At 74.5% G+C, this 18,169-nt stretch carries 12 protein-coding genes and 2 pseudogenes; 4 read left to right on the top strand and 10 right to left on the bottom strand.

The window, feature by feature from the left end:
* Window positions 1-5: 5 nt before the first annotated feature.
* The 3 genes from grpE to ABZW30_RS34910 all read right to left on the bottom strand — a co-directional run bounded on the left by grpE (window position 6) and on the right by ABZW30_RS34910 (window position 5,342).
* The gene (gene grpE, locus ABZW30_RS34920; protein WP_355675260.1) at window positions 6-722 is read right to left on the bottom strand and encodes a nucleotide exchange factor GrpE; all 717 of its coding nucleotides are present in this window, start codon (window positions 720-722) and stop codon (window positions 6-8) included.
* Window positions 719-1,144 (bottom strand): hypothetical protein, encoded by a 426-nt coding sequence (locus tag ABZW30_RS34915; protein WP_355675259.1) that lies wholly within the window; start codon window positions 1,142-1,144, stop codon window positions 719-721. Before ABZW30_RS34915 ends, grpE begins: the two co-directional genes overlap by 4 nt.
* Window positions 1,145-1,250: 106 nt before the next feature.
* Entirely contained in the window at window positions 1,251-5,342 is a 4,092-nt protein-coding gene (locus ABZW30_RS34910) for a hypothetical protein (protein WP_355675258.1), read from the bottom strand.
* Between the two features lie 188 nt (window positions 5,343-5,530).
* Between ABZW30_RS34910 and ABZW30_RS34905 the strand changes: the two genes are divergently transcribed.
* A complete protein-coding gene (locus tag ABZW30_RS34905) occupies window positions 5,531-7,321 on the top strand; it encodes a protein kinase (RefSeq protein WP_355675257.1) in 1,791 nt (596 codons plus the stop codon).
* 36 nt (window positions 7,322-7,357) lie between these two features.
* Here ABZW30_RS34905 and ABZW30_RS34900 read toward each other — a convergent pair whose 3' ends face one another.
* From ABZW30_RS34900 to ABZW30_RS34880, 5 genes are all read right to left on the bottom strand, one after another.
* Complete coding sequence (locus ABZW30_RS34900; RefSeq protein ID WP_355675256.1) at window positions 7,358-7,894, bottom strand: hypothetical protein; 537 nt, start codon at window positions 7,892-7,894, stop codon at window positions 7,358-7,360.
* A 10-nt stretch (window positions 7,895-7,904) separates the two neighbouring features.
* Entirely contained in the window at window positions 7,905-8,969 is a 1,065-nt protein-coding gene (locus tag ABZW30_RS34895; RefSeq protein WP_355675255.1) for an ABC transporter ATP-binding protein, read from the bottom strand.
* The gene (locus tag ABZW30_RS34890; RefSeq protein ID WP_355675254.1) at window positions 8,966-10,519 is read right to left on the bottom strand and encodes an iron ABC transporter permease; all 1,554 of its coding nucleotides are present in this window, start codon (window positions 10,517-10,519) and stop codon (window positions 8,966-8,968) included. The genes ABZW30_RS34895 and ABZW30_RS34890 overlap by 4 nt, the downstream gene beginning before the upstream one ends.
* Window positions 10,516-11,583, bottom strand: coding sequence for an iron ABC transporter substrate-binding protein (locus tag ABZW30_RS34885; protein WP_355675253.1), 1,068 nt, complete (start codon window positions 11,581-11,583; stop codon window positions 10,516-10,518). Before ABZW30_RS34885 ends, ABZW30_RS34890 begins: the two co-directional genes overlap by 4 nt.
* Window positions 11,584-11,949: 366 nt before the next feature.
* Entirely contained in the window at window positions 11,950-14,196 is a 2,247-nt protein-coding gene (locus ABZW30_RS34880; protein ID WP_355675252.1) for a heavy metal translocating P-type ATPase, read from the bottom strand.
* Between the two features lie 244 nt (window positions 14,197-14,440).
* On the opposite strand from ABZW30_RS34880, the pseudogene ABZW30_RS34875 reads away from it, so the two are divergent.
* Both ABZW30_RS34875 and ABZW30_RS34870 read left to right on the top strand, forming a co-directional pair.
* A pseudogene (locus ABZW30_RS34875) lies at window positions 14,441-14,619 on the top strand (metal-sensitive transcriptional regulator); the annotation flags it as partial.
* Window positions 14,620-14,874: 255 nt separating this feature from the next.
* Complete coding sequence (locus ABZW30_RS34870; protein WP_355675251.1) at window positions 14,875-15,276, top strand: DUF6221 family protein; 402 nt, start codon at window positions 14,875-14,877, stop codon at window positions 15,274-15,276.
* A 247-nt stretch (window positions 15,277-15,523) separates the two neighbouring features.
* Here the strand turns inward: ABZW30_RS34870 and ABZW30_RS34865 are convergent, their stop codons facing one another.
* On the bottom strand, window positions 15,524-16,084 hold the full coding sequence (locus ABZW30_RS34865; protein WP_355675250.1) for a TetR family transcriptional regulator: 561 nt from the start codon (window positions 16,082-16,084) through the stop codon (window positions 15,524-15,526).
* 85 nt (window positions 16,085-16,169) lie between these two features.
* Between ABZW30_RS34865 and ABZW30_RS34860 the strand changes: the two genes are divergently transcribed.
* Window positions 16,170-17,024 (top strand): patatin-like phospholipase family protein, encoded by an 855-nt coding sequence (locus ABZW30_RS34860; RefSeq protein ID WP_355675249.1) that lies wholly within the window; start codon window positions 16,170-16,172, stop codon window positions 17,022-17,024.
* A gap of 298 nt (window positions 17,025-17,322) precedes the next feature.
* Here the strand turns inward: ABZW30_RS34860 and ABZW30_RS34855 are convergent.
* A pseudogene (locus ABZW30_RS34855) lies at window positions 17,323-17,904 on the bottom strand (alpha/beta hydrolase); the annotation flags it as partial.
* Between the last annotated feature and the right edge of the window lie 265 nt (window positions 17,905-18,169).

Below are 18,169 nucleotides of genomic sequence, written 5' to 3'. Positions count from 1 at the left end.
CCTGGCTACTTCTTGCGCTTGCCGCGCTTGCCCTGCTTGCCCGCGGCCCTGGCGTGCCGACGGACCCGGGGTGGCACCGGCCTGGCCGAGGCTTCGACGGGCGGGGCGGCCCCCGGTTCGACCGCGGGGGACCCGGCGACCGGCGGCTCGACGGCGGTCCCCTCGACGGTCTCGGGTTCGACGGACTCATCGGGCTTGAGCTCCGCGATCCGCGGGTCCGCCGCAGACGACAGCGCCTCCTCCGGTGCGGCGACCACCACTTGGGCCCGCCGCAGCACCTCCTGCTCCCAGAAGAACCCGGTCACCACCGTCTGCAGCACCGTCTCCGGCGCCACCCCCGGCCGCACCTCGGTGCCGACGATCTCGGTGAGCGCCGGATCCGCGGCCAGCCCCTCCAGCCGCATCGGCCGCACCCCGGCCTTGGCGAGCCGGCCGAGCAGCCGTCGGCGAGTGGCCTCGATGCCGGCGCCGCGCCCGAGCGCCACCAGCTCGCGGTCCAGGCCGAGGGCGGCGAGCGCGTCGTCCACCTCGACCAGGACGCCCAGCAGTTCGCGCTGTTCGGCCCGGGCGGTCTGCTTCTGCTCGGTCAGTTTGTTCCCCAGCAGCGAGGCGCGGAACAGCAGTTGGCTGAACTTGGCGTCCAGGTCGACGGACTCGACGCCGGGCGGGACCTCCAGCCGCTGGTGGCCGTCGAGCAGGGATGCGGTCGGTGCGTCGGTCATTCGGGTACCTCGATCTGCGGCAGCACGGACAGGTCTGCCGCGTAGCGGGCGGGGACGGGCGGCTCCGGGTCGGCCCCGCCGGGCGCGGGCTCGGCGAAGTCGGCGGCCAACTCGGCGCGGTGCAGGGCCAGCAGGGCGGGGGCGGGCGGTAGCGGCGGGCGCTCGATCACCAGCAGCGGTTCGGCGAGCGCGGGTGCGAGCAGCTCGGCGGCCCGGTCGACCGGCTCGGGCGGGAGCGGCTGCTGGAGGTCCACCTCCAGCCGGCGGTCCGGGTTGCGCAGCAGCGCGGCGGCGTCCTGGATCTGCTGGCGGGTGAACCGGCCCTCCTTCAGCGCCTTCCCCACCGAGAGGTTGATCTCGCGCACCCCGGCCGTGAGCGGGATGCCCAGGACCTCGTACGGCGATGGTTCGTGCAATGGCATGGCGGGCGGTCTCTCTCCTCACGGTTCCGGGCACTTGACGGGACGACGGATCGCGAACGGCCGGGCGTACGGCCTACGACGACGGCAACTGCCGTGCGACTGCCGGTCAGCGGAGCATGTTGATGCGCACCTGCAGGGCGCGCAGCTCGTGGTCGTCCGGGTTGTGCTCGACGGCCTGGCGGATCAGCTGGCGGGCATCCCGGTACTGGCGCGCGTTGGCCCGGGCGACGGCGTAGGAGCTGTAGACGACGCCGAGTTCGCCGTGCAGCTTCGCGACGTCCTCCGGGGTGCGGGACAGCTCGAGCGCCTCCTCCAGCAGCCGGATCGCCTCCGCGTAGCGGCGGCGCTCGTAGTGACCGATCGCCTCGCCGCGCCAGACGCTGACCATCAGCCGGCGGATGTCGGCCGAGTCCTCGTAGGACATGGCCTTCTGCAGCATCGCGACCTGGGCGGTGAAGGGGCTGTCCTGCATGTCGTCGATGACGTGGTTGGCGAGCAGCACCGCGACCCGGCGCGGGGCCTCGTGGGTGACGTCGCCGTCCCACTCCGGGTCGGCTCGCAGTGCCTCGGCCATCAGCTCGACGGCGGAGGCGCGGTCGTCGGCGAAGGCGGCCGAGCGCGAGAGCCGGCGCATGACGAAGGCGAGGCCGAGCCGGTGCTCCGGGTCGGGGCTGAGGTCGATCAGCCGGTCCCACATGTCGGCGGCCTCCATCAGCTCCTCGTCGGAGGCGTCGGGGCGGCTGAGCTGGCCGGCCCGGTTGCCCAGGGCGGCCCGTAGGAATTCCTTGGCGGTCGGGTCGTCGGGGACGAGGTCGAGGCTCTTCCGCAGCAGCGCGATGGCGCGCGGGTAGTCCTTGTCCTCGTTGTTGATCTTGCGGGCCCACTGGGCGTAGGTGGCGCCGAGGTCGCCGCGCACCTCGCGGTCGTCCGGGGCCAGCGCGAAGGCCTTCTCCAGCAGCGCGGCGGCCGCGGCCTGGTCGTCGTCGCTGCTCTTGAGCAGGGCGCGGGCGGCCCGGACGCCGGATTCGGCGGCGATCTGGGCGACGTCGGCGGGCAGCTCGATTCCGGGGACGGTCCGGGCGCGGGTGAGACAGTCCAGGGCCTCGCGCCAGTCCTGGTGGCGGTGGTGCTCACGGGCCTGGCTGACCAGGGACTCGCCGAGCAGCGCCTGCCAGCCCTCGCCGCGCTCGTTCTCGGCGACCGCGTCCAGGGCGGCGACGGCGGCGGCCTGGCGGCCCTGGAGGCTCAGGTAGCGCTGCGGGCCGAGCTCGCCGAACAGGCCGAGCGCCCGGGTGAGCGCGGGGGCGTCGGGCCCGGCGGGGCGCCGCCAGGCCCGTACGGCCTGCTCGAAGGCGGCGGCCCAGGCGGCGGGTTCGGGCTCGGCGCGGAGCAGCCGGTCGAGGGTCGGGCCGACGGCGAGGCGGCGGGCGGGGCGACCGGGCAGGGTGATCCGGACGTCTTCCCGCTCGAAGGCGTCGGCGGCGTGGGTCTCCATGCCCAGGCGCAAGGTCCAGGCGGTGACCTCGTCGCCGGTGCGTCCGGCGGCCCGGTCGAGGGCGCGCAGGTCCTCCCGGAGGCGGTCGGTGAGCGCGGTCCGGGCGGCGGCCGTCCGCTGCGGCTCGGCCTGGCGGCCGGTGATCCGGGCGGTCTCGGCCCACAGCTCGCTCTGGTGCAGGGCGGCGACCAGGCAGCCTAGCGTCCAGGCCCAGACGTCCTGGTCGTCAGCGGTTACGGCCAGCCGGTAGCCGGAGAGGCCGAGGGCGTGCAGCAGCCGGGGGTGGGCCGGGTCCTTGAGCAACAGCTCGCGGTAGGCCTGGTAGGCCTCACGGTGGCGGCCCTCGACGGCGTGCTGGTGGGCCTCGTGCTCGCCGAGCAGGACCAGCGCGCCGGCCGCCTGCGGGTGGCCGGGGGCGAGGGTGAGGGCCTGACGCAGGTCGCCGGCGGCCCGTCCGGGCTGCTCGGCGGCGAGCGCGGCGCCGGCCCGGCGGACCAGGACGGCGGCCCGGGCGGCGCCGGCGTCCTCCGGCAGGTCGGCCAACGCCTCGTCGAGGCGGCCGAGTTCGGCGCGCAGCAGGGCGAGGTCGAGCCGCAGCGGCGCGGCGGCGGCGCTGTCGCCGAACGCCTCGGCCCAGGCGGCGAGGACGGGTTCGGCCTGCTCGGGGGTGCCGGCCCGGCGGGCGCAGTCCACGACGGCGCGCAGGGCGGGGCCGGTGCAGCGGACGCAGCGCGGGGAGGCGGCCCCGGCGGGGGCGTGCAGGTGGGCGGCGCAGGTCTCGCGGCCGCAGCCGCCGCAGGCGCCGGTGGCGGGGCGGGCGCAGGCGGCGCAGTCGCCGGTGGGCTGCGCCGGAGCCGTCATGGGAGCGGTCAGGAAGTGGCGGTACCAGTCCAACGCGATCGCCCAGTTGCCGGCCCGTTCGGCGAGCAGGGCGCGCAGTCGGGCGAGCGCCGGGTCGCCGGCCGGGTCGGGGTCGAGCGGGGCGAGCAGGGCGATGGTCGGGACCGGACGGCCCGCCAGCAACGAGACGGCCGCCAGGTGGTAGCGATCGCGCAGTCCGGCGCTCGCGTCCAGCAGGGCGGTGACCCGCTCGGGCGCGCCCTCGGCCAGGGCGAGGGCGGCGCGCAGCCGGGACTGCCGGTGGGTGAGGGCGCCGGGCAGGGTGTCGGCCAGGGCGAGCGCGGCGGCGGCCCCTTGCCGGACCTCGGGGTGGTCGCGGCCGGTGACCAGCAGGTGGGCGGCCTCGCGCAGGGCGGCCTCGCGCAGCGCGGACCGGTACCCGGGAGCGGCGGGGTGTTCGGCGGCGGCCCGCTGCCACAGCTCGCGGGCGGCGACCGGGTCGGCGGCCAGCCGGGTGCGGGCGAGCCGGTCGCGGGCCAGGGCCTGGAGTTCCCGCAGCTCGGGGTCGTCCAACTGCTCCCAGCGGGCGAGGGCGCCGGCCTGGTCGTCGGTGCGGGCGAGGGCCAGGCCGAGGTGGAAGGCCGCGATCCGACTCCAGCGGGAGTCCGGTTCGGTGTCGGCCTCGGCGCGCAGGACCGGCTCGGCCTCGGCGGCCTGCCCGGCGGCGACCAGGGCGGCGCCGAGCCGGACCCGGGCCGCGCGCCAGTCGGGAGCCTGGCCGAGGCCGGCCCGATAGTCGGCGGCGGCCTCGGCGGGGCGCTGGGCCCGTTCGTGGACCAGGGCGAGACCGAACCGGGCTGGGGCGAAGGAGGGTTGGACGGTCAGGGCGGCGGTGAACTGCTCCCGGGCCTGGTCGTCGGCGCCGAGCAGCAGGGCGAGTCGGCCGAGGGCGTAGCGCGGGCGCGGGTCGCCCGGGGTCTCCCCGGCGGCGGCCGCGAGGTCGGCCCAGGCGGCGTCGGTGACGCCGAGCCGCTGGCGGGCCAGGCCTCGGAACAGCAGGCAGTCGGTGCGCAGCGCCGGGCCCCGCCCCCAGGGGGAGGGCTCACCGGGGCCGCGGCGCAGCGCCTCGTCGAAGGCGGCGACGGCGGGTTCGTCCCGGTGCAGGGTGAACAGCTGGGCGCCCCAGCGGAACCAGAGTTCGCTGCTGCCGCCGGGGGCGGCCGCGGCGAGCAGGGGTTCGGTCTCGGCGGCCCGGCCGGTGGCGCGCAGCAGGGCGGCCCGGGCGAGCACCGGCCAGTCCCGGCCGGGCAGGGCGGCGAGGGCGCGGGCGGTGGCGTGGTCGCGCTGGTCGGTGCCGCCCTCGCGGCAGAGCTGCTGCAGCCAGTGCTGGGTGCGGGCGGCGGCCTCGGCCTCCTCGACGGGGTCGGCGCCGGCGGCGGTGGCTTGGAGGAAGGCGAGCAGCGGTCCGAGGTCGCCGTCGGGGGCCTGCATCCGTTCCTCGGCGAGGCGGCGCAGGCTCCAGCGGGGCAGTTGCCGGGCCGGGTCGGTGAGCAGCGGGAACGCCTCGCGGTGGAGGGCGAGGGTGGCCTGCTGGTCGCCGGTCGGGATGGTGGCCTCGGCCTGGCCGAGCAGGGCAAGGCCGCGCTGGGGGCGCAGTTCCCGGGGCCCGGTGGCGAGTCGGCGGGCCAACCGGGCGTAGCGGCGGCGGGCCTGGGAGGCCTTGCCGGCGGCGAGTTGTTCGGCAGCGGTGGCGAGGGCCTTGGCAACGCCCGTGGCGTCCAAGGTCGTTCGCCTGCGCGCCAGCACGACGGCCGCACCCCCGGCCAGTGCCACCACGATCAGCAGCACCGCGATCAGCAGCATGCACCGTCCCCCTGTTGTTCAACAGCCGTCCACGCCATGATCAACAACCCCCGTACGACCATGAGTTGACGTTATTTCATGATGTTGCTCGGGCGCCCATCAGAATAGGCCCTCCTCCGGGCGGACGAACAGGAACCCGGACTATCCTGGGCAACGCATCAGCAGCGGTGAGAAGCGTCGGGGGTCGCGTGTCCGAGTCTCGTTGGGTTCCCGGCCTCCGGTTCGGGCCCGAGTTCGACCCCGAGCAGTACGAACTCCTGGAGTTCCACCACCGGGGCGGCGAGGCCGAGGTGTGGCGTGCGGTGCGCACCGGCCACAACGGGATCAGGGAACTGGTCGCCGCGAAGATCATGCTGGAACGCGACCCCTCCGAGGTGCGGCGCTGGCTGGGGCGTTGGGACGACGTCTCGCACAACGCCCACCGGCTCGGCGTCACCGACCTGGTGGTGCCCAGCTTCCTGCTCGGCCCCTCCCCGCACCGGCCCGGCGCGGTGCCCTCCGGCGGGCTGTTGGGCTATCAGATCTCGCCCTGGGTCGACGGCGTGCCGCTGCACACCTGGGCGCGCGGCCAGCGCGGCGGCCCGTCGGCGGTGGCCGAGGTGCTGGCGCGGCTGTGCCGGATCGTCGACGAGCTGCACCGCAAGCGCTGGGTGCACCGGGACATCTCCCCCGCCAACGTGCTGGTGGACTCCCAGGGCCAGGTCAAGCTGATCGACCTGACCTTCCTCGCCCCGCTCGACCACACCCTGACCGTCGCGGTGTTCACCCCCGGGCACGTCCCGCCGGAGGCCGAGCAGGTCGGCGGCTTCCCCACCACCGCCAAGGACCTCTTCGCGGTCGGCACCCTGGCCCGCACCCTGCTGCTGCCCGACCACGGCCGGCTCGACCACCGGCTCGCCACCGAGCAGGCTCGCGCCGAACTGCTGGCGGCCGGCTACGGCGAGGAGTTGGCCCACTGGGCCTGCGAGCCGCTGGCCCGCGACCCCGACCGCCGCCCCGCCCCGCTCGGCCCCTGGGTCTCCCGCGGCCGCGAACTCCTGCGCGCCCACCGTCCGGTGGCGCGCACCGCGGGCCTGGCCGTCCTGCCCGACCGGGCCGGCCGGCCGCTGGTGGTCACCGGCGGCGCCGACGGCACCGCGCTGGCCGGACCGGGCCGCATCGGCCAGCGGCTGCCCGCCGGCCAGGGCCCTGGAGCGGTACGGGACTTGACGGCCGGCTGGGCCGGGCGCCAGGGCGAGCTGGTGGTCTGCGCCGAGGACCGGACCGGCACCCTCTGGGTCGGCACCGCGACCGGCTGGTGGGAGGCGGCGCGCGGGGTCAGCGGGCTGGCCGGGGCGGTCAACTCGGCCGGGGAGCTGACGGTGTGGACCGCGGCCGGCGGCGCGCTGCGCTCCTACCGCTGGGCCCCCGGCCTCACCCTCACCGGTCAGGAGCACCCCGGCTGCCCCGCCGACCGGGTGCTCGCCGCCGAGGAGGAACGCCCCGGCGCGTGGCTGGTCCTGGTCGAGCACCGCGAGCGGGTGCTCAGCTGGCGGCCCGGCTCCGTCCAGCCGCCCGTCCCGCTCGGCCTGCCGGGCGCCCTGCGCGCCGGGGCGCTGGCCCGCACCTCCGCCGGACCACAGGCGGCCGCCCTTCGGGCGGACGGCTCCGTCCAGCTGCACACCCTGGGTACTCCCGGGACCGGCACGGAGATCGGCGACGGGGAGCCCGCCCTCGGCATCGCCATGGCCGGCCACCGCGGCGGGCCCACCATCGCCCTGGCCGGCGCGGGCGGCGTACGGCTGCGGCTGCCGGCCGGCGGCGCCTCGCGTCGGCCGCGCTGGTGGCGGCCGACGCTGCGCCCGGCCACCCGGGTCGCGCTCACCGTGGGCGACGACTGGCGGCTCTGCCTGGCGGCCGTGGTGGAGGGCGAGTTGCAGGTGTGGCAGGAGGACGCGGCCTACCGCTGGCAGGCGGTGGAGCTGCCGGAGGAGGGCTGAGCCCCGCCGGGCACGGTGCGCCGGGCTCGACGGACCCTAAGCCTCCGGGCAGCCGTGGAGGAGCTCGACGAAGGCCTCACCGGCGGAGTCGGACGGGAGGATCCGCAGCGCCGCGTCGCAGTCCGGCGTGCTGATCACGTAGCGCTCGGCGAGGTAGGAGAAGTCGTCCCAGGACTCCCAGACGTGGGCGCGCAGCAGGACCCGCCCGCAGCGGGTGCAGCCGATCCACGGCACCAGCACCAGGTCGGCGAGTTCCGGCTCGCTCCAGCCCGTCAGCACTTCGGCCTCGTCGCGGTCGCCGTCGAGCAGCCGCACCGGAGCGGGCGCGCCGTCGCCCGGGCAGCGCAGGAGGCCAGGAGTGAGCCGCTCGCGCTCGCCCCACTGCTCGGCGAGCACGGAGATCTGCGCCCGGTCCGCACCGCCGACCGGGACCTGGCGGGCGAGCAGGCCCTCGACCAGCAGGCCGAGCCCGCACTCCTGCTCCCCGATGTCCCAGCAGTCCTTGACCTCCTTCGAGGCGGGCTCCGGAAGGAGATCGGCTATCCGGTACCAGAGGGCGGTGTCTTCGTCCATGGGTCGGACCCTAACCCGCGACCGACACCCCTCGGCCGACCAGGGCCTCCGGCAGCACGTGCACCGGCCCGGCGGCGCTGACGTACGCCTCGCCGCCCACCGGCCACGGGCGGTCGGCGGAGGCGATCAGGGTGTCGGGCAGCCCGGCGGCCTCGGGGCGGAGTTCGACGCGGTGGTCGTGGCCCCGGAAGTCGCTGCCGAGGACCTTCGCCGGGACGGCGCCGGCCGCCGGCTCGGCGGTCAGCCGGAGTTGGCCCGGGCGCAGCAGCGCCAGACCGCTGCGCAGCGCCGGGTCGGAGGCGGTCAGCGGGAACGCGCCGAAGGGGGTGCGGGCCTCGACTCCGCTGATCTCGGCCGGAATCAGGTTCGCCTCGCCCAGCACCCGGGCGACGGCGGCGTCCGCCGGGCGGTGGTACAGCTCGTCCGGACTGCCGGACTGGGCGATCCTGCCGTCGCGCAGCACGGCGATGGTGTCGGCGAAGGAGAGCGCCTCGTCCTGGTCGTGGGTGACCAGGACCGCCGTGGTGCCGGACTGCCGCAGGGTGGCGGCGACCTCGCGGCGCAGTTCGGCGCGCAGGGTGGCGTCCAGCGCGGCGAACGGCTCGTCCAGCAGCAGCAGGCGCGGCCGGGGCGCCAACGCCCGGGCCAGGGCGACGCGTTGCTGCTGGCCGCCGGAGAGCTGGTGCGGGCGGCGCTCCCCCAGGCCGGGCAGGCCGACCAGGTCCAGCAGTTCACCGACCCGGGCGCGCCGTTGCGCCCGCGGCAGGCCGAAGCCGATGTTGGCGGCGACGCTCAGGTGCGGGAAGAGCGCGCCGTCCTGCGGGACGAGGCCGATGTCGCGGTGTTCGGCGGCGAGCCGACTGCGGCCGTCGTCCAGGACACGGTCGTGCAGCACGACCTGCCCGGCGGCGGCCGGGTGGAAGCCGGCCAGCACTCGCAGCAGGGTGGACTTGCCGCAGCCGGAGGGGCCGAGGACGCAGGCCAGGGCGCCGTCCGGCACCGCGAGGTCGATGCCGTGCAGGACCGGGCTGCGCCCGTGCGCGGCGTGCAGGTCGACGACGGACAGTCCGGTCACTGGTTCTCCCCAGGACGGCCGAGGGTACGGCGGGTCAGCAGCAGGACGGAGGGGACGGACAGCGCGACCATCAGGGCCGCGTACGGCGCCGCGGCCCCGTAGGCGAGGCCGCTGGTGTAGACCCAGAACTGGGTGGCCAGGGTCTGGGTGCCGGTCGGGCGCAGCAGCAGGGTGGCGGTCAGCTCGGTGGAGGCGGTGAGGCCGACCATGGCGACGGCGGCGCCGAGACCGGGCAGCACCAGCGGCAGGGTGACCCGGCCGAGCACCGCGAGCGGCCGGGTGCCGAGGGAGCGGGCGGCCTCCTCGACGCCGGGCGGGACCTGCGCGAGGGCGGCGCGTACGGCCGTCAACGCCAGCGGGAAGAACAGCAGGACGTACCCGAGGATCAGCATCGGCGGCTGCTGGTACAGGGGCTGGGCCCAGCGGACCGCGAAGTAGACCACCGAGAGCGCCACCGCGATGCCGGGCAGCGCCCGGGTGAGGTAGGCGACCCGCTCGACCGCGCGGGCCGGCCGGGTGCCGCGCCGCCAGCCGTACAGGGCGACCGGGACGGCGGCGGCGGTGGCGACGAGGGCCGCGCCGAGCGCGTACCCGAGGGTGGCCAGGGTGGCGCCGAGGACGGAGGCCGAGGGCAGGGTGGTGGAGCTGCCCTTGATCAGCCAGTACGCCAGCGCGTACAGCGGCACCCCGAGTGAGACACCGACCAGCGCGGCCAGCGCGCCGAGCGCCGGCACGGTCCAGCGGCCGAGGCGGACCGGCTGGGCGGGGCGGGCGAGGGCACCGTGCCGGGCGACCCGGGCCCGGCGGCCGGCCCAGGCCTCCAGGCCGACCAGCAGCAGGGCCAGCGCGACCAGCACCAGGGTGAGCAGGGAGGCCGAGGCCGCGTCGAAGCCCAGCTTGTACTGGGTGAACACGGCGGTGGCGAAGGTGGTGTAGCGCAGCATCGCGAAGGCGCCGTACTCGCCGAGCAGGTAGAGCGAGACGAGCAGGACGCCGCCGGCCAGCGCGGGCCGGGTGAGCGGGAGGGTGACCCGCCACAGGGTGGCGAGGCGGCCGCGGCCGAGCGAGCGGGAGACCTCCTCGGCGGCGGCGTCGCCGTGCCGCAGGGCGGCCGCGACCGGTAGGAAGACCAGCGGGTAGAGCGAGCAGGTCATCACCAGCACCGCGCCCCAGTAGCCGTGCACGGAGCGGAACAGCGAGACCCAGGAGTAGCCGCGGACGAACTCCGGTACGGCCAGCGGCAGGGCGAGCGCGACGGTCCAGGCGCGGCGCCCGGGCAGGTCGGTGCGTTCGACCAGGTAGGCGGCGCCGAAGCCGAGGACGGCGGTGGCGAGGGTGACGGCGGCGGTCAGGCCGAGGGTGTGCCCGAGCAGGGTGGCGATCAGCGGGCGGCCGAGCAGCCGCCGGGTCTGGTCCCAACCGGCCTGCGCGGCCTGGGCGATGACGAAGCCCAGCGGCGAGGCGACCACCGCGACGACGGCGACGGCGACGGGGGCGAGTAGGCCGGTGGCCCGCCCGCGCCACCGCCGCCCGTCAGCGGGGATCGTCACTGGAGCAGACCGGCGTCCTGCAGCAGGGCCAGGGCCTGCTTGCCGTCGCCCAGCTGCGCCGGGTCGGCGACGGTGCCGATGCCGTCCAGGGCGGGCAGTTCGGGCTTGCCCTTCACGCCGTCGACCAGCGGGTACTCGTAGCTCGCGGAGTTCGCGATGACGGTCTGGGCCGGGGCGGAGGCGAGGTAGCCGAGGAAGGCCTGGGCGGCGGCCTGGTGCTTGCCGTGCTTGAGGACGGCGGCGCCGGAGACGTCGACCAGCGAGCCCGGGTCGCCCTTGGCGAAGTAGTGCAGGGTCGCGTGGGTCTCGGCGGCGCCCTTCTCGTCGCGCATCCGGTAGAAGTAGTAGTGGTCGATGACGCCGCCCTCGACCTCGCCGCTGTTGATCGCGGCGGAGAGGTTCTCGTTGCTGTCGTAGACCTTGGCGTTGTCCTTGAGGCCCTTGAGCCACTGCTTGGCCGCGTCCTCGCCCTTGGCCTTGAGGACCTGGGTGACGACCGGGGCGAAGTCGGTCTCGCTGGGGGCGATGCCCAGGCGGCCCTTCCACTCGGGCTTGGCCAGGTCGAGCACGGAGGCGGGCGGCGCGGTGTCGGCGCCCTTGCCGGTGCCGGCCAGGAAGGCGGAGGTACGGGCGGAGATGCCGACCCAGTCGCCCTTGCCGGAGCTGTCGGCGGCCGGCACGGACTTGAGGGTGTCGGGGGCGACCTTGGTGAGCAGGCCCTTGTCGCCGAGGACGGTGAGCGCGGGCGGGTTCTCGGCGTAGAAGACGTCGGCCGGGGAGGCGTCGCCCTCCTGGAGGATCTGGTTGGCCAGCTCGGCCTCGTCGCCGGAGCGCAGCTCGACCTTGATGCCGGTGCGCTTGGTGAAGTCCTCGGTGAGCGCCTTGACGGTCTGCTCGTGCTGGCCGCTGTAGAGGGTGATCGTCTGGCCGGCCAGGGCGGTGCCGGAGGGCGCGGGCGCGGCGCTGTCGCCGCCGGAGCCGCCGGAGCTGCCGCAGGCGGTGAGCGCGAGGGCGCAGGCGGCGACGAGGGACAGGCCTGCGAGGGGCCGAGCGGTACCGAGCATGGTGAGGGTCCTCCGGAAGGGCAGGGATCGACGGCCGGGCCCCTCGGAAAGTGAGGAGCGACGGCCTGACGGCACGAGAACCTAAGGCAGGAAAGGCTTGCCTAACAAGTGCCGGAGCGTCACATCTCGGTCCGGTCGCGACAGGGTAGAACTTCGGTGAGTGAACCCCCAAGCCCACGTAAAACGCCCTTCAAGCGCAGGTCAGAATGGGCGTACGCGGACAACTCTGGCTCCGGCCGTCGGCCGACCGTCAGCGATCTTCACTACGGTGCGTTACGCGCGCGGGTGCACAAGGACGGCCCCGACGAGCCCGGGCCCCGGAACCGGGCAGCGGTTCCGGGGCCTCGGGGCCTCGGCGGAGAGGGCTCAGCGGAAGCGGCGCAGCCGGAGGCTGTTGCCGACCACGAAGACCGAGGAGAAGGCCATCGCGGCCCCCGCGATCATCGGGTTGAGCATCCCGGCCGCCGCCAGCGGCAGGGCGGCGACGTTGTAGCCGAACGCCCAGAACAGGTTGCTCTTGATGGTGCCGAGGGTGCGGCGGGAGAGCCGGATGGCGTCCGCCGCGGCCAGCAGGTCGCCGCGGACCAGGGTGAGGTCGCCCGCCTCGATGGCGGCGTCGGTGCCGGTGCCCATCGCCAGGCCGAGGTCGGCCTGGGCGAGCGCGGCCGCGTCGTTGACGCCGTCGCCGACCATCGCCACGATCTTGCCCTCGGCCTGCAGCCGCTTGACGGTGTCCACCTTGTCCTGCGGCATGACCTCGGCGATCACGTGCTCCGGCTTGATGCCGACCTCGGCGGCGACCGCCTCGGCGACCAGCCTGTTGTCACCGGTCAGCAGCACCGGGGTCAGGCCCAGGGCCCGCAGCTTGGCGATGGCCTCGGCGCTGGTCGGCTTGACCGCGTCCGCCACCTCCAGCACCGCCCGCGCCTCGCCGTCCCAGCCGACCGCGATCGCGGTGCGGCCGGCCGCCTCGGCCTTGCGCTTGGCCTCGGCGAGGGCCTCCGGCAGGTACTGCGACCACTCGTTGAGCAGCGCCTCCCGGCCGGCCACGACCGCGTGGCCGTCCACCACGCCCTGGACGCCCAGGCCCGGTACGTTCTCGAAGCCCTCGACGGCGGGCAGTTCGCCGGCTTTGGCGGCGGCGGTGGCGATCGCCCGGGCGATCGGGTGCTCGGAGGCGTGCTCCAGGGCGCCGGCCAGGCGCAGCACCTCGGCCTCCGTGACACCCTCGACGGCGTGGACGGCGAGCAGGGTCATCCGGCCGGTGGTGACGGTGCCGGTCTTGTCCAGGACGATGGTGTCGACCTTGCGGGTGGACTCCAGGACCTCAGGGCCCTTGATCAGCACGCCCAGCTGGGCGCCGCGGCCGGTGCCGACCAGCAGCGCGGTCGGGGTGGCCAGGCCCAGGGCGCACGGGCAGGCGATGATCAACACGGCCACGGCGGCGGTGAAGGCGGCGGTCCAGCCCTCGCCGGTGCCCAGCCAGTAGCCGAGGGTGGCCACCGCGAGGGTGATCACGATCGGCACGAAGACCGCGGATATCCGGTCCGCGAGGCGCTGCGCGGCGGCCTTGCCGTTCTGCGCGTCCTCGACGAGCTTGGCCATCCGGGCGAGCTGGGTGTCCGCACCGACCCGGGTCGCCTTGACGACCAGTCGGCCGCCCGCGTTGACGGTGGCGCCGGTGACGGTGTCACCGATCCCGACCTCGACCGGCACCGACTCACCGGTCAGCATCGAGGCGTCCACCGCCGAGGCGCCCTCGACCACCGTGCCGTCGGTGGCGATCTTCTCCCCCGGCCGCACCACGAACCGGTCTCCCACCGCCAGCTCGGCGATCGGGATCCGCACCTCGGCTCCGCCGCGCAGCACCGTCACGTCCTTGGCACCCAGTTCCAGCAGTGCCTTGAGGGCGGCTCCGGCGGTGCGCTTGGAGCGGGCCTCGAAGTAGCGCCCGGCCAGGATGAAGGCGGTGACGCCGGCCGCCGCCTCCAGGTAGATGTTCGACGCGCCGTCGCTGCGGGCGATGGTGAACTCGAAACCGTGCCGCATGCCCGGCATGCCGGCGTCGCCGAAGAACAGCGCCCACAGCGACCACAGGAACGCGGCGCCGGTGCCGAGCGAGACCAGGGTGTCCATCGTCGCGGCGCCGTGCCGGGCGTTGGTGAACGCGGCCCTGTGGAACGGCCAGGCGGCGTAGGTGACGACCGGGGCGGCGAGGGTCAGCGAGAGCCACTGCCAGTTGTCGAACTGCAGCGCCGGCGCCATCGCCATCGCGATCACCGGGACGGCCAGGGCCACCGCCGTGAACAACCGCTGGCGCAGCGGGGCCAGTTCGTCGGCCGGCTCGGCCTGCTCGGCGCCCTCGCCACCTGCGGCGGCCGGGGGCTTGGGCAGGGCGGCGGTGTAGCCGGTGGCCTCGACGGTGTCGATCAGGTCGGCCACCTCGACCTCGACCTCGAAGGTGACCTTCGCCTTCTCGGTGGCGTAGTTGACGCTGGCCGTGACGCCGTCCATCCGGTTGAGCTTCTTCTCGATGCGGGCCGCGCACGAGGCGCACGTCATTCCGCCGATCGAGAGTTCCACCTCCGCGGAGGCGGGTGCCTGCGTGGTCATCGTTGCTCCTCGTGACAGTCGTCGTGCCAGTCGTGCAGTGAGGTCGCGCCTGGCGTTGCCCGGCCGGGCCGTCATACCCTTGGGGGGTATCGGGCGGCGCCGGGTTCATTTATACCCCCGAGGGGTACCGAGGGCAAGCCCTCTGCGATACCCCAGGCGGGTATTCTTCGGGGCAGCGATCCGCTTGAGTTGATACCCCCATGGGGTATTCACTCGGGACATCGAGCCGGGGCCACGCGGTACCTACTGCATCGACACACTGGCCCAGGTCTCGCCGCCACCAAGGCCCTCCAGTCCGTCGCCCTGCACCTGCTCGACGCCCACCTCGCCCACTGCGTCCAGGACGCCGTCGCGGGCGGCGGCACCGAGGCCGACGCCAAGGTCGCCGAGGCCTCGCAGGCCGTCGCCCGGCTCGTGCGGGCCCGATCCCTTTCACTTCGAACGCCCCAGGAGACCGCCGTGAACACCGCCCCGCGCATCACCGCCTTCACCGTCGGCCTCGCCGCCGCCTTCACCGTGACCACCGATGGCAGCGCCGCTCCCATCGAGGAACCGGCCGGCGGCCACCAGCACTGAGCAGCCCCCGTACGGGCCGGGCGATCCCTCTGCGGATCGCCCGGCCCGTTCCCGTCCTGAAACCCGTTGGCCGGAGCGGGACTTCTCCGCCACCCTGACCGAATGCACAAGGAGATCGCCGACTTCCTGCAGGCCCGCCTCCACGAGGACGCCGACCTCGCCCGCCGCTGCGACGGCGGCGACGACTGCGGCACCTGGATCGCCGACGGCTCGACCGTGGACTTCTGCCACTCCGAACTCGCCGGCTTCCACCCCACCGTGGCCGCGCACATCGCCCGCCACGACCCGGCCCGGGTGCTGCGCGAAGTCGCCGCCAAGCGGCGGGTCCTGAGACGGCACACGCTCAGCCCGGCCTCCGGCGATCCCGACCTGCCCTGGGACAACCGGTACGACTGCCAGTACGACGGCGACGACTGGCCGTGCACGGACGTGCTGGACCTGCTCCTGCCGTACGCCGACCACCCCGACTTCCGCACCGGCTGGATACCAGCGGGCTACCGCTAGCCGGCGGCTCCGGGCCGTCCACCACAGCCCGACCGACCTGGCCCGCCGCCTCCGGGGCGGCGAGTACGGACCCGCACCCGAGTGCGAACCGGACCGGCCGCACGAGGAGTCCTGCTTCGCCGAGATGCCGACCTTCGCCGACACGGACGAGATCACCGCGATGCCGCGAACCCTCTGCCCGTACCTGGTCGACGACCACCTGCCGGTCCGGGCCCGCGACCTCGCCCACCGGCTCGTTGGTCTTCGTTCAATGCCGGAGGAGTTCGCAGAAGCGGTCCAGGGCATCGTCGGTGCGGCGGCGGTCGCCGGTGGTCGTGAGATCGAACAGGAGGCCGCGGATGACGGCCATGACCAGCGTGGGAGTAACAGTGTCGTCAGGGCCGGTGGTGATGTCGCGGAACGTGGCGCCGAGGGTGTTGAACCAGTCCGTGATCGCCTCGGCCCGGTCCGGGTAGTTCTCGGGGTGAGCGAGGCCGTCGGCGTGCACCTCGAAGAACAGCCGGACGAACGGCGCGCGCTCCGGTGCGCTGATCCAGGCCCAGATGCCGCGCAGGCGTTCCTCCGGAGACGCCGCCTCCGCCGGGAGGTTCTCAGCCAACCGTGTCGCACCGCGGCGGCGGGCCTCGGCAAGGACGGCGGATACCAACTCCTGCTTGCTCCCGAAGTCGTAGAGCAGCATCCGCGGGCTGGTATCGAGAGCCGCCGCCAGTGGCCGCAGACTCAACTCAGCCAGGCCGTGCGCCAGTACGTAATCGGTCGCCCGCGCCAGCGTGGCCTCCCGTCGGGCGGGATTCGGGGGTCGCCCCACGGTGGATCATCCTCTCGACGCTGCCCGATCTGAGCCTACGTCAGTATATGGTACGACTGTTTCAAGAACGGGAAGGGAGACAGTCATGCACTCACTCGACCGGGCACTCGTACTGGGCGCCGGAGGTCCCGTCGGCACGGCCTGGACGGCTGGGCTTGCCTGCGGACTGCACCGCGGCGGGGTGGATCTCGGCGAGGCCGACCTCATCGTCGGCACCTCGGCCGGCGCGATCACCGCCGCACTGCTGGCCACCGGTCAGGCTCCCGACCGGCTTGCCACCCCAGTACGCCCCACCGACTCCGGCAGCACTCCTCCCCAGGTGGATGGGCGCCGACTGGGCGAGGCGTTCGCCGTGCTCGGCGATGCCGCCTCGGACCCGGCCGGGGCACGGCGCCGAGTGGGCCAGATCGCGCTCGCCGCCGACACCGGCCCCGAGCAGGCACATGTCACCCGGATGCGCGCCATGGTCGGCGCAGACCAATGGCCGGACCGGCAGCTGCTCATCCCCGCGACCGACGCCGAGACCGGCGAGCAGGAGGTCTTCGACCGCGCGAGTGGCGCACCGCTGCCCTCCGTCGTGGCGGCGAGCACGGCCTTCCCGGGCATCTACCCGCCGATCACCATCAACGGCCGCCGATACATGGACGGCTCCCTGCGGTCGGCGACCAACGCCGGACTCGCGGCCGGAGCCCGCACGCTCGTCGTGATCGACCCGCAAGCGCACCTGTTCCCCCGCGAGATGCTCCACCAGGAGCTGGCGGTCGCCGCGGCGCACACAGTGGTGACCATCGAGCCCGATCCGGCATCAATACGCGCATTCGGCTCGGACCTGAGTGACCGGACGGCCTGGGAACCGGCCTATCAGGCGGGTCTTCGCCAAGCCGCCGATACCGCGGCGCAACTCCGCCTCGTCTGGAAGACCGGATCCGACACGGACTGAGCGCCGCCCGATCTCCGGAGTGCTGCTGCGGTCTCGTTCGCGAGTACATGACGTCTGCCCGAGCCGCATTCGCGCCTGGCCCGACTGGCAGCTGATTCGCGACCAGCCACCAACCAGGTCGTCCGATCGCCGGGGTCACGATCTACCGCTGGAGCAGGGGCGCATCCTCCGGCTACTCGGTGAGGCACCCGATCCACCCGGGCGCCTTCGCGCACAGGTGGATCGGGTGAGCGGAATCGATGCCGATGAAGGCGATCGCGCGCACCGCGCCGAACTCGACCAACTGGTGGGCGATTCACTGCACGTCGAACTCGATCGGGACGGTGATCTGCTTCGCCGTCTCGATCAGGGCATCGGGCCAGTGCATGCCGAAGACCGCGGCCGTGATCCTGGGCTCGACCGCCACCAGCGGCACCCCGATCGCGGTGCCCTGGCCGATGCCGAAGTAGCCGACCGGCCCGTCGGCGCCGATCTCCGGAAGCTCCCGAAGGGCGTCCAGGGTCGCCTGCCACTCGGGCACGGCGAGCTCCGCCAGGCGGGCGTTGTAAGGGACGACGATCGGCCCTTCCGGCTCGCCCGCCGCCTGCGCCTTGCGCAACTCGGCGATGTCCTGCTCGTCCTGCGTGGTGCGCGGCCGGTCGCCGTGACCCGGCGCGTCGATGACGGCGACGTGGAAGCCGCAGCCGGTGAGAAGGTGGGCGCGGCCCACCGTCGCCGGATGCTTCTTGTGGGCGCCACCGCCGTGGCCCATCAGGACCAGGGGCGCGCGATCGGCGCCGGAGGCCGGCGACCAGAGAACTCCGGGGACGTCGCCCACGGTGAAGTCGCGTTCGCGCATACCGTTCGACGACGACTCGGCGGTGAACTGCAGAGAATGCACGGGTGTTGCCTTTCGGGAGTGCCTTGTTGTCGAGGCGCTCCCGGCGACACCTACGTCAATCGCCGGCCGTGATGGAAAAGGGGAGCACCCACGTCGATACAGCGTTCATGGGTCTCACCTCCTCGGGCGGCGTCACGGTCGACTACAAGCTACAAGCCCGAGTGTCATCCCATCCAATCCTTTTCCGAGCCGCGTGATCACGACTCCAAGCAGGCCCGCGTGGGTGCGTAGCAGCGTGATCGGGACGAGCGCGAGACGTCGGCCT

It is taken from the genome of Kitasatospora sp. NPDC004669 (genome assembly GCF_040609455.1).
In the GTDB taxonomy this organism is placed as follows: domain Bacteria; phylum Actinomycetota; class Actinomycetes; order Streptomycetales; family Streptomycetaceae; genus Kitasatospora.
The sequence above is the reverse complement of the archived record's forward strand: the minus strand, read 5'-3'. Positions and strand labels throughout refer to the sequence as shown.

Coding starts and splice junctions, on each gene's coding strand:
- grpE (WP_355675260.1), bottom strand. CDS start 722: ATGACCGACGCACCGACCGCATCCCTGCTCGACGGCCACCAGCGGCTG.
- ABZW30_RS34915 (WP_355675259.1), bottom strand. CDS start 1,144: ATGCCATTGCACGAACCATCGCCGTACGAGGTCCTGGGCATCCCGCTC.
- ABZW30_RS34910 (WP_355675258.1), bottom strand. CDS start 5,342: ATGCTGCTGATCGCGGTGCTGCTGATCGTGGTGGCACTGGCCGGGGGT.
- ABZW30_RS34900 (WP_355675256.1), bottom strand. CDS start 7,894: ATGGACGAAGACACCGCCCTCTGGTACCGGATAGCCGATCTCCTTCCG.
- ABZW30_RS34885 (WP_355675253.1), bottom strand. CDS start 11,583: ATGCTCGGTACCGCTCGGCCCCTCGCAGGCCTGTCCCTCGTCGCCGCC.
- ABZW30_RS34880 (WP_355675252.1), bottom strand. CDS start 14,196: ATGACCACGCAGGCACCCGCCTCCGCGGAGGTGGAACTCTCGATCGGC.
- ABZW30_RS34870 (WP_355675251.1), top strand. CDS start 14,875: ATGCACAAGGAGATCGCCGACTTCCTGCAGGCCCGCCTCCACGAGGAC.
- ABZW30_RS34860 (WP_355675249.1), top strand. CDS start 16,170: ATGCACTCACTCGACCGGGCACTCGTACTGGGCGCCGGAGGTCCCGTC.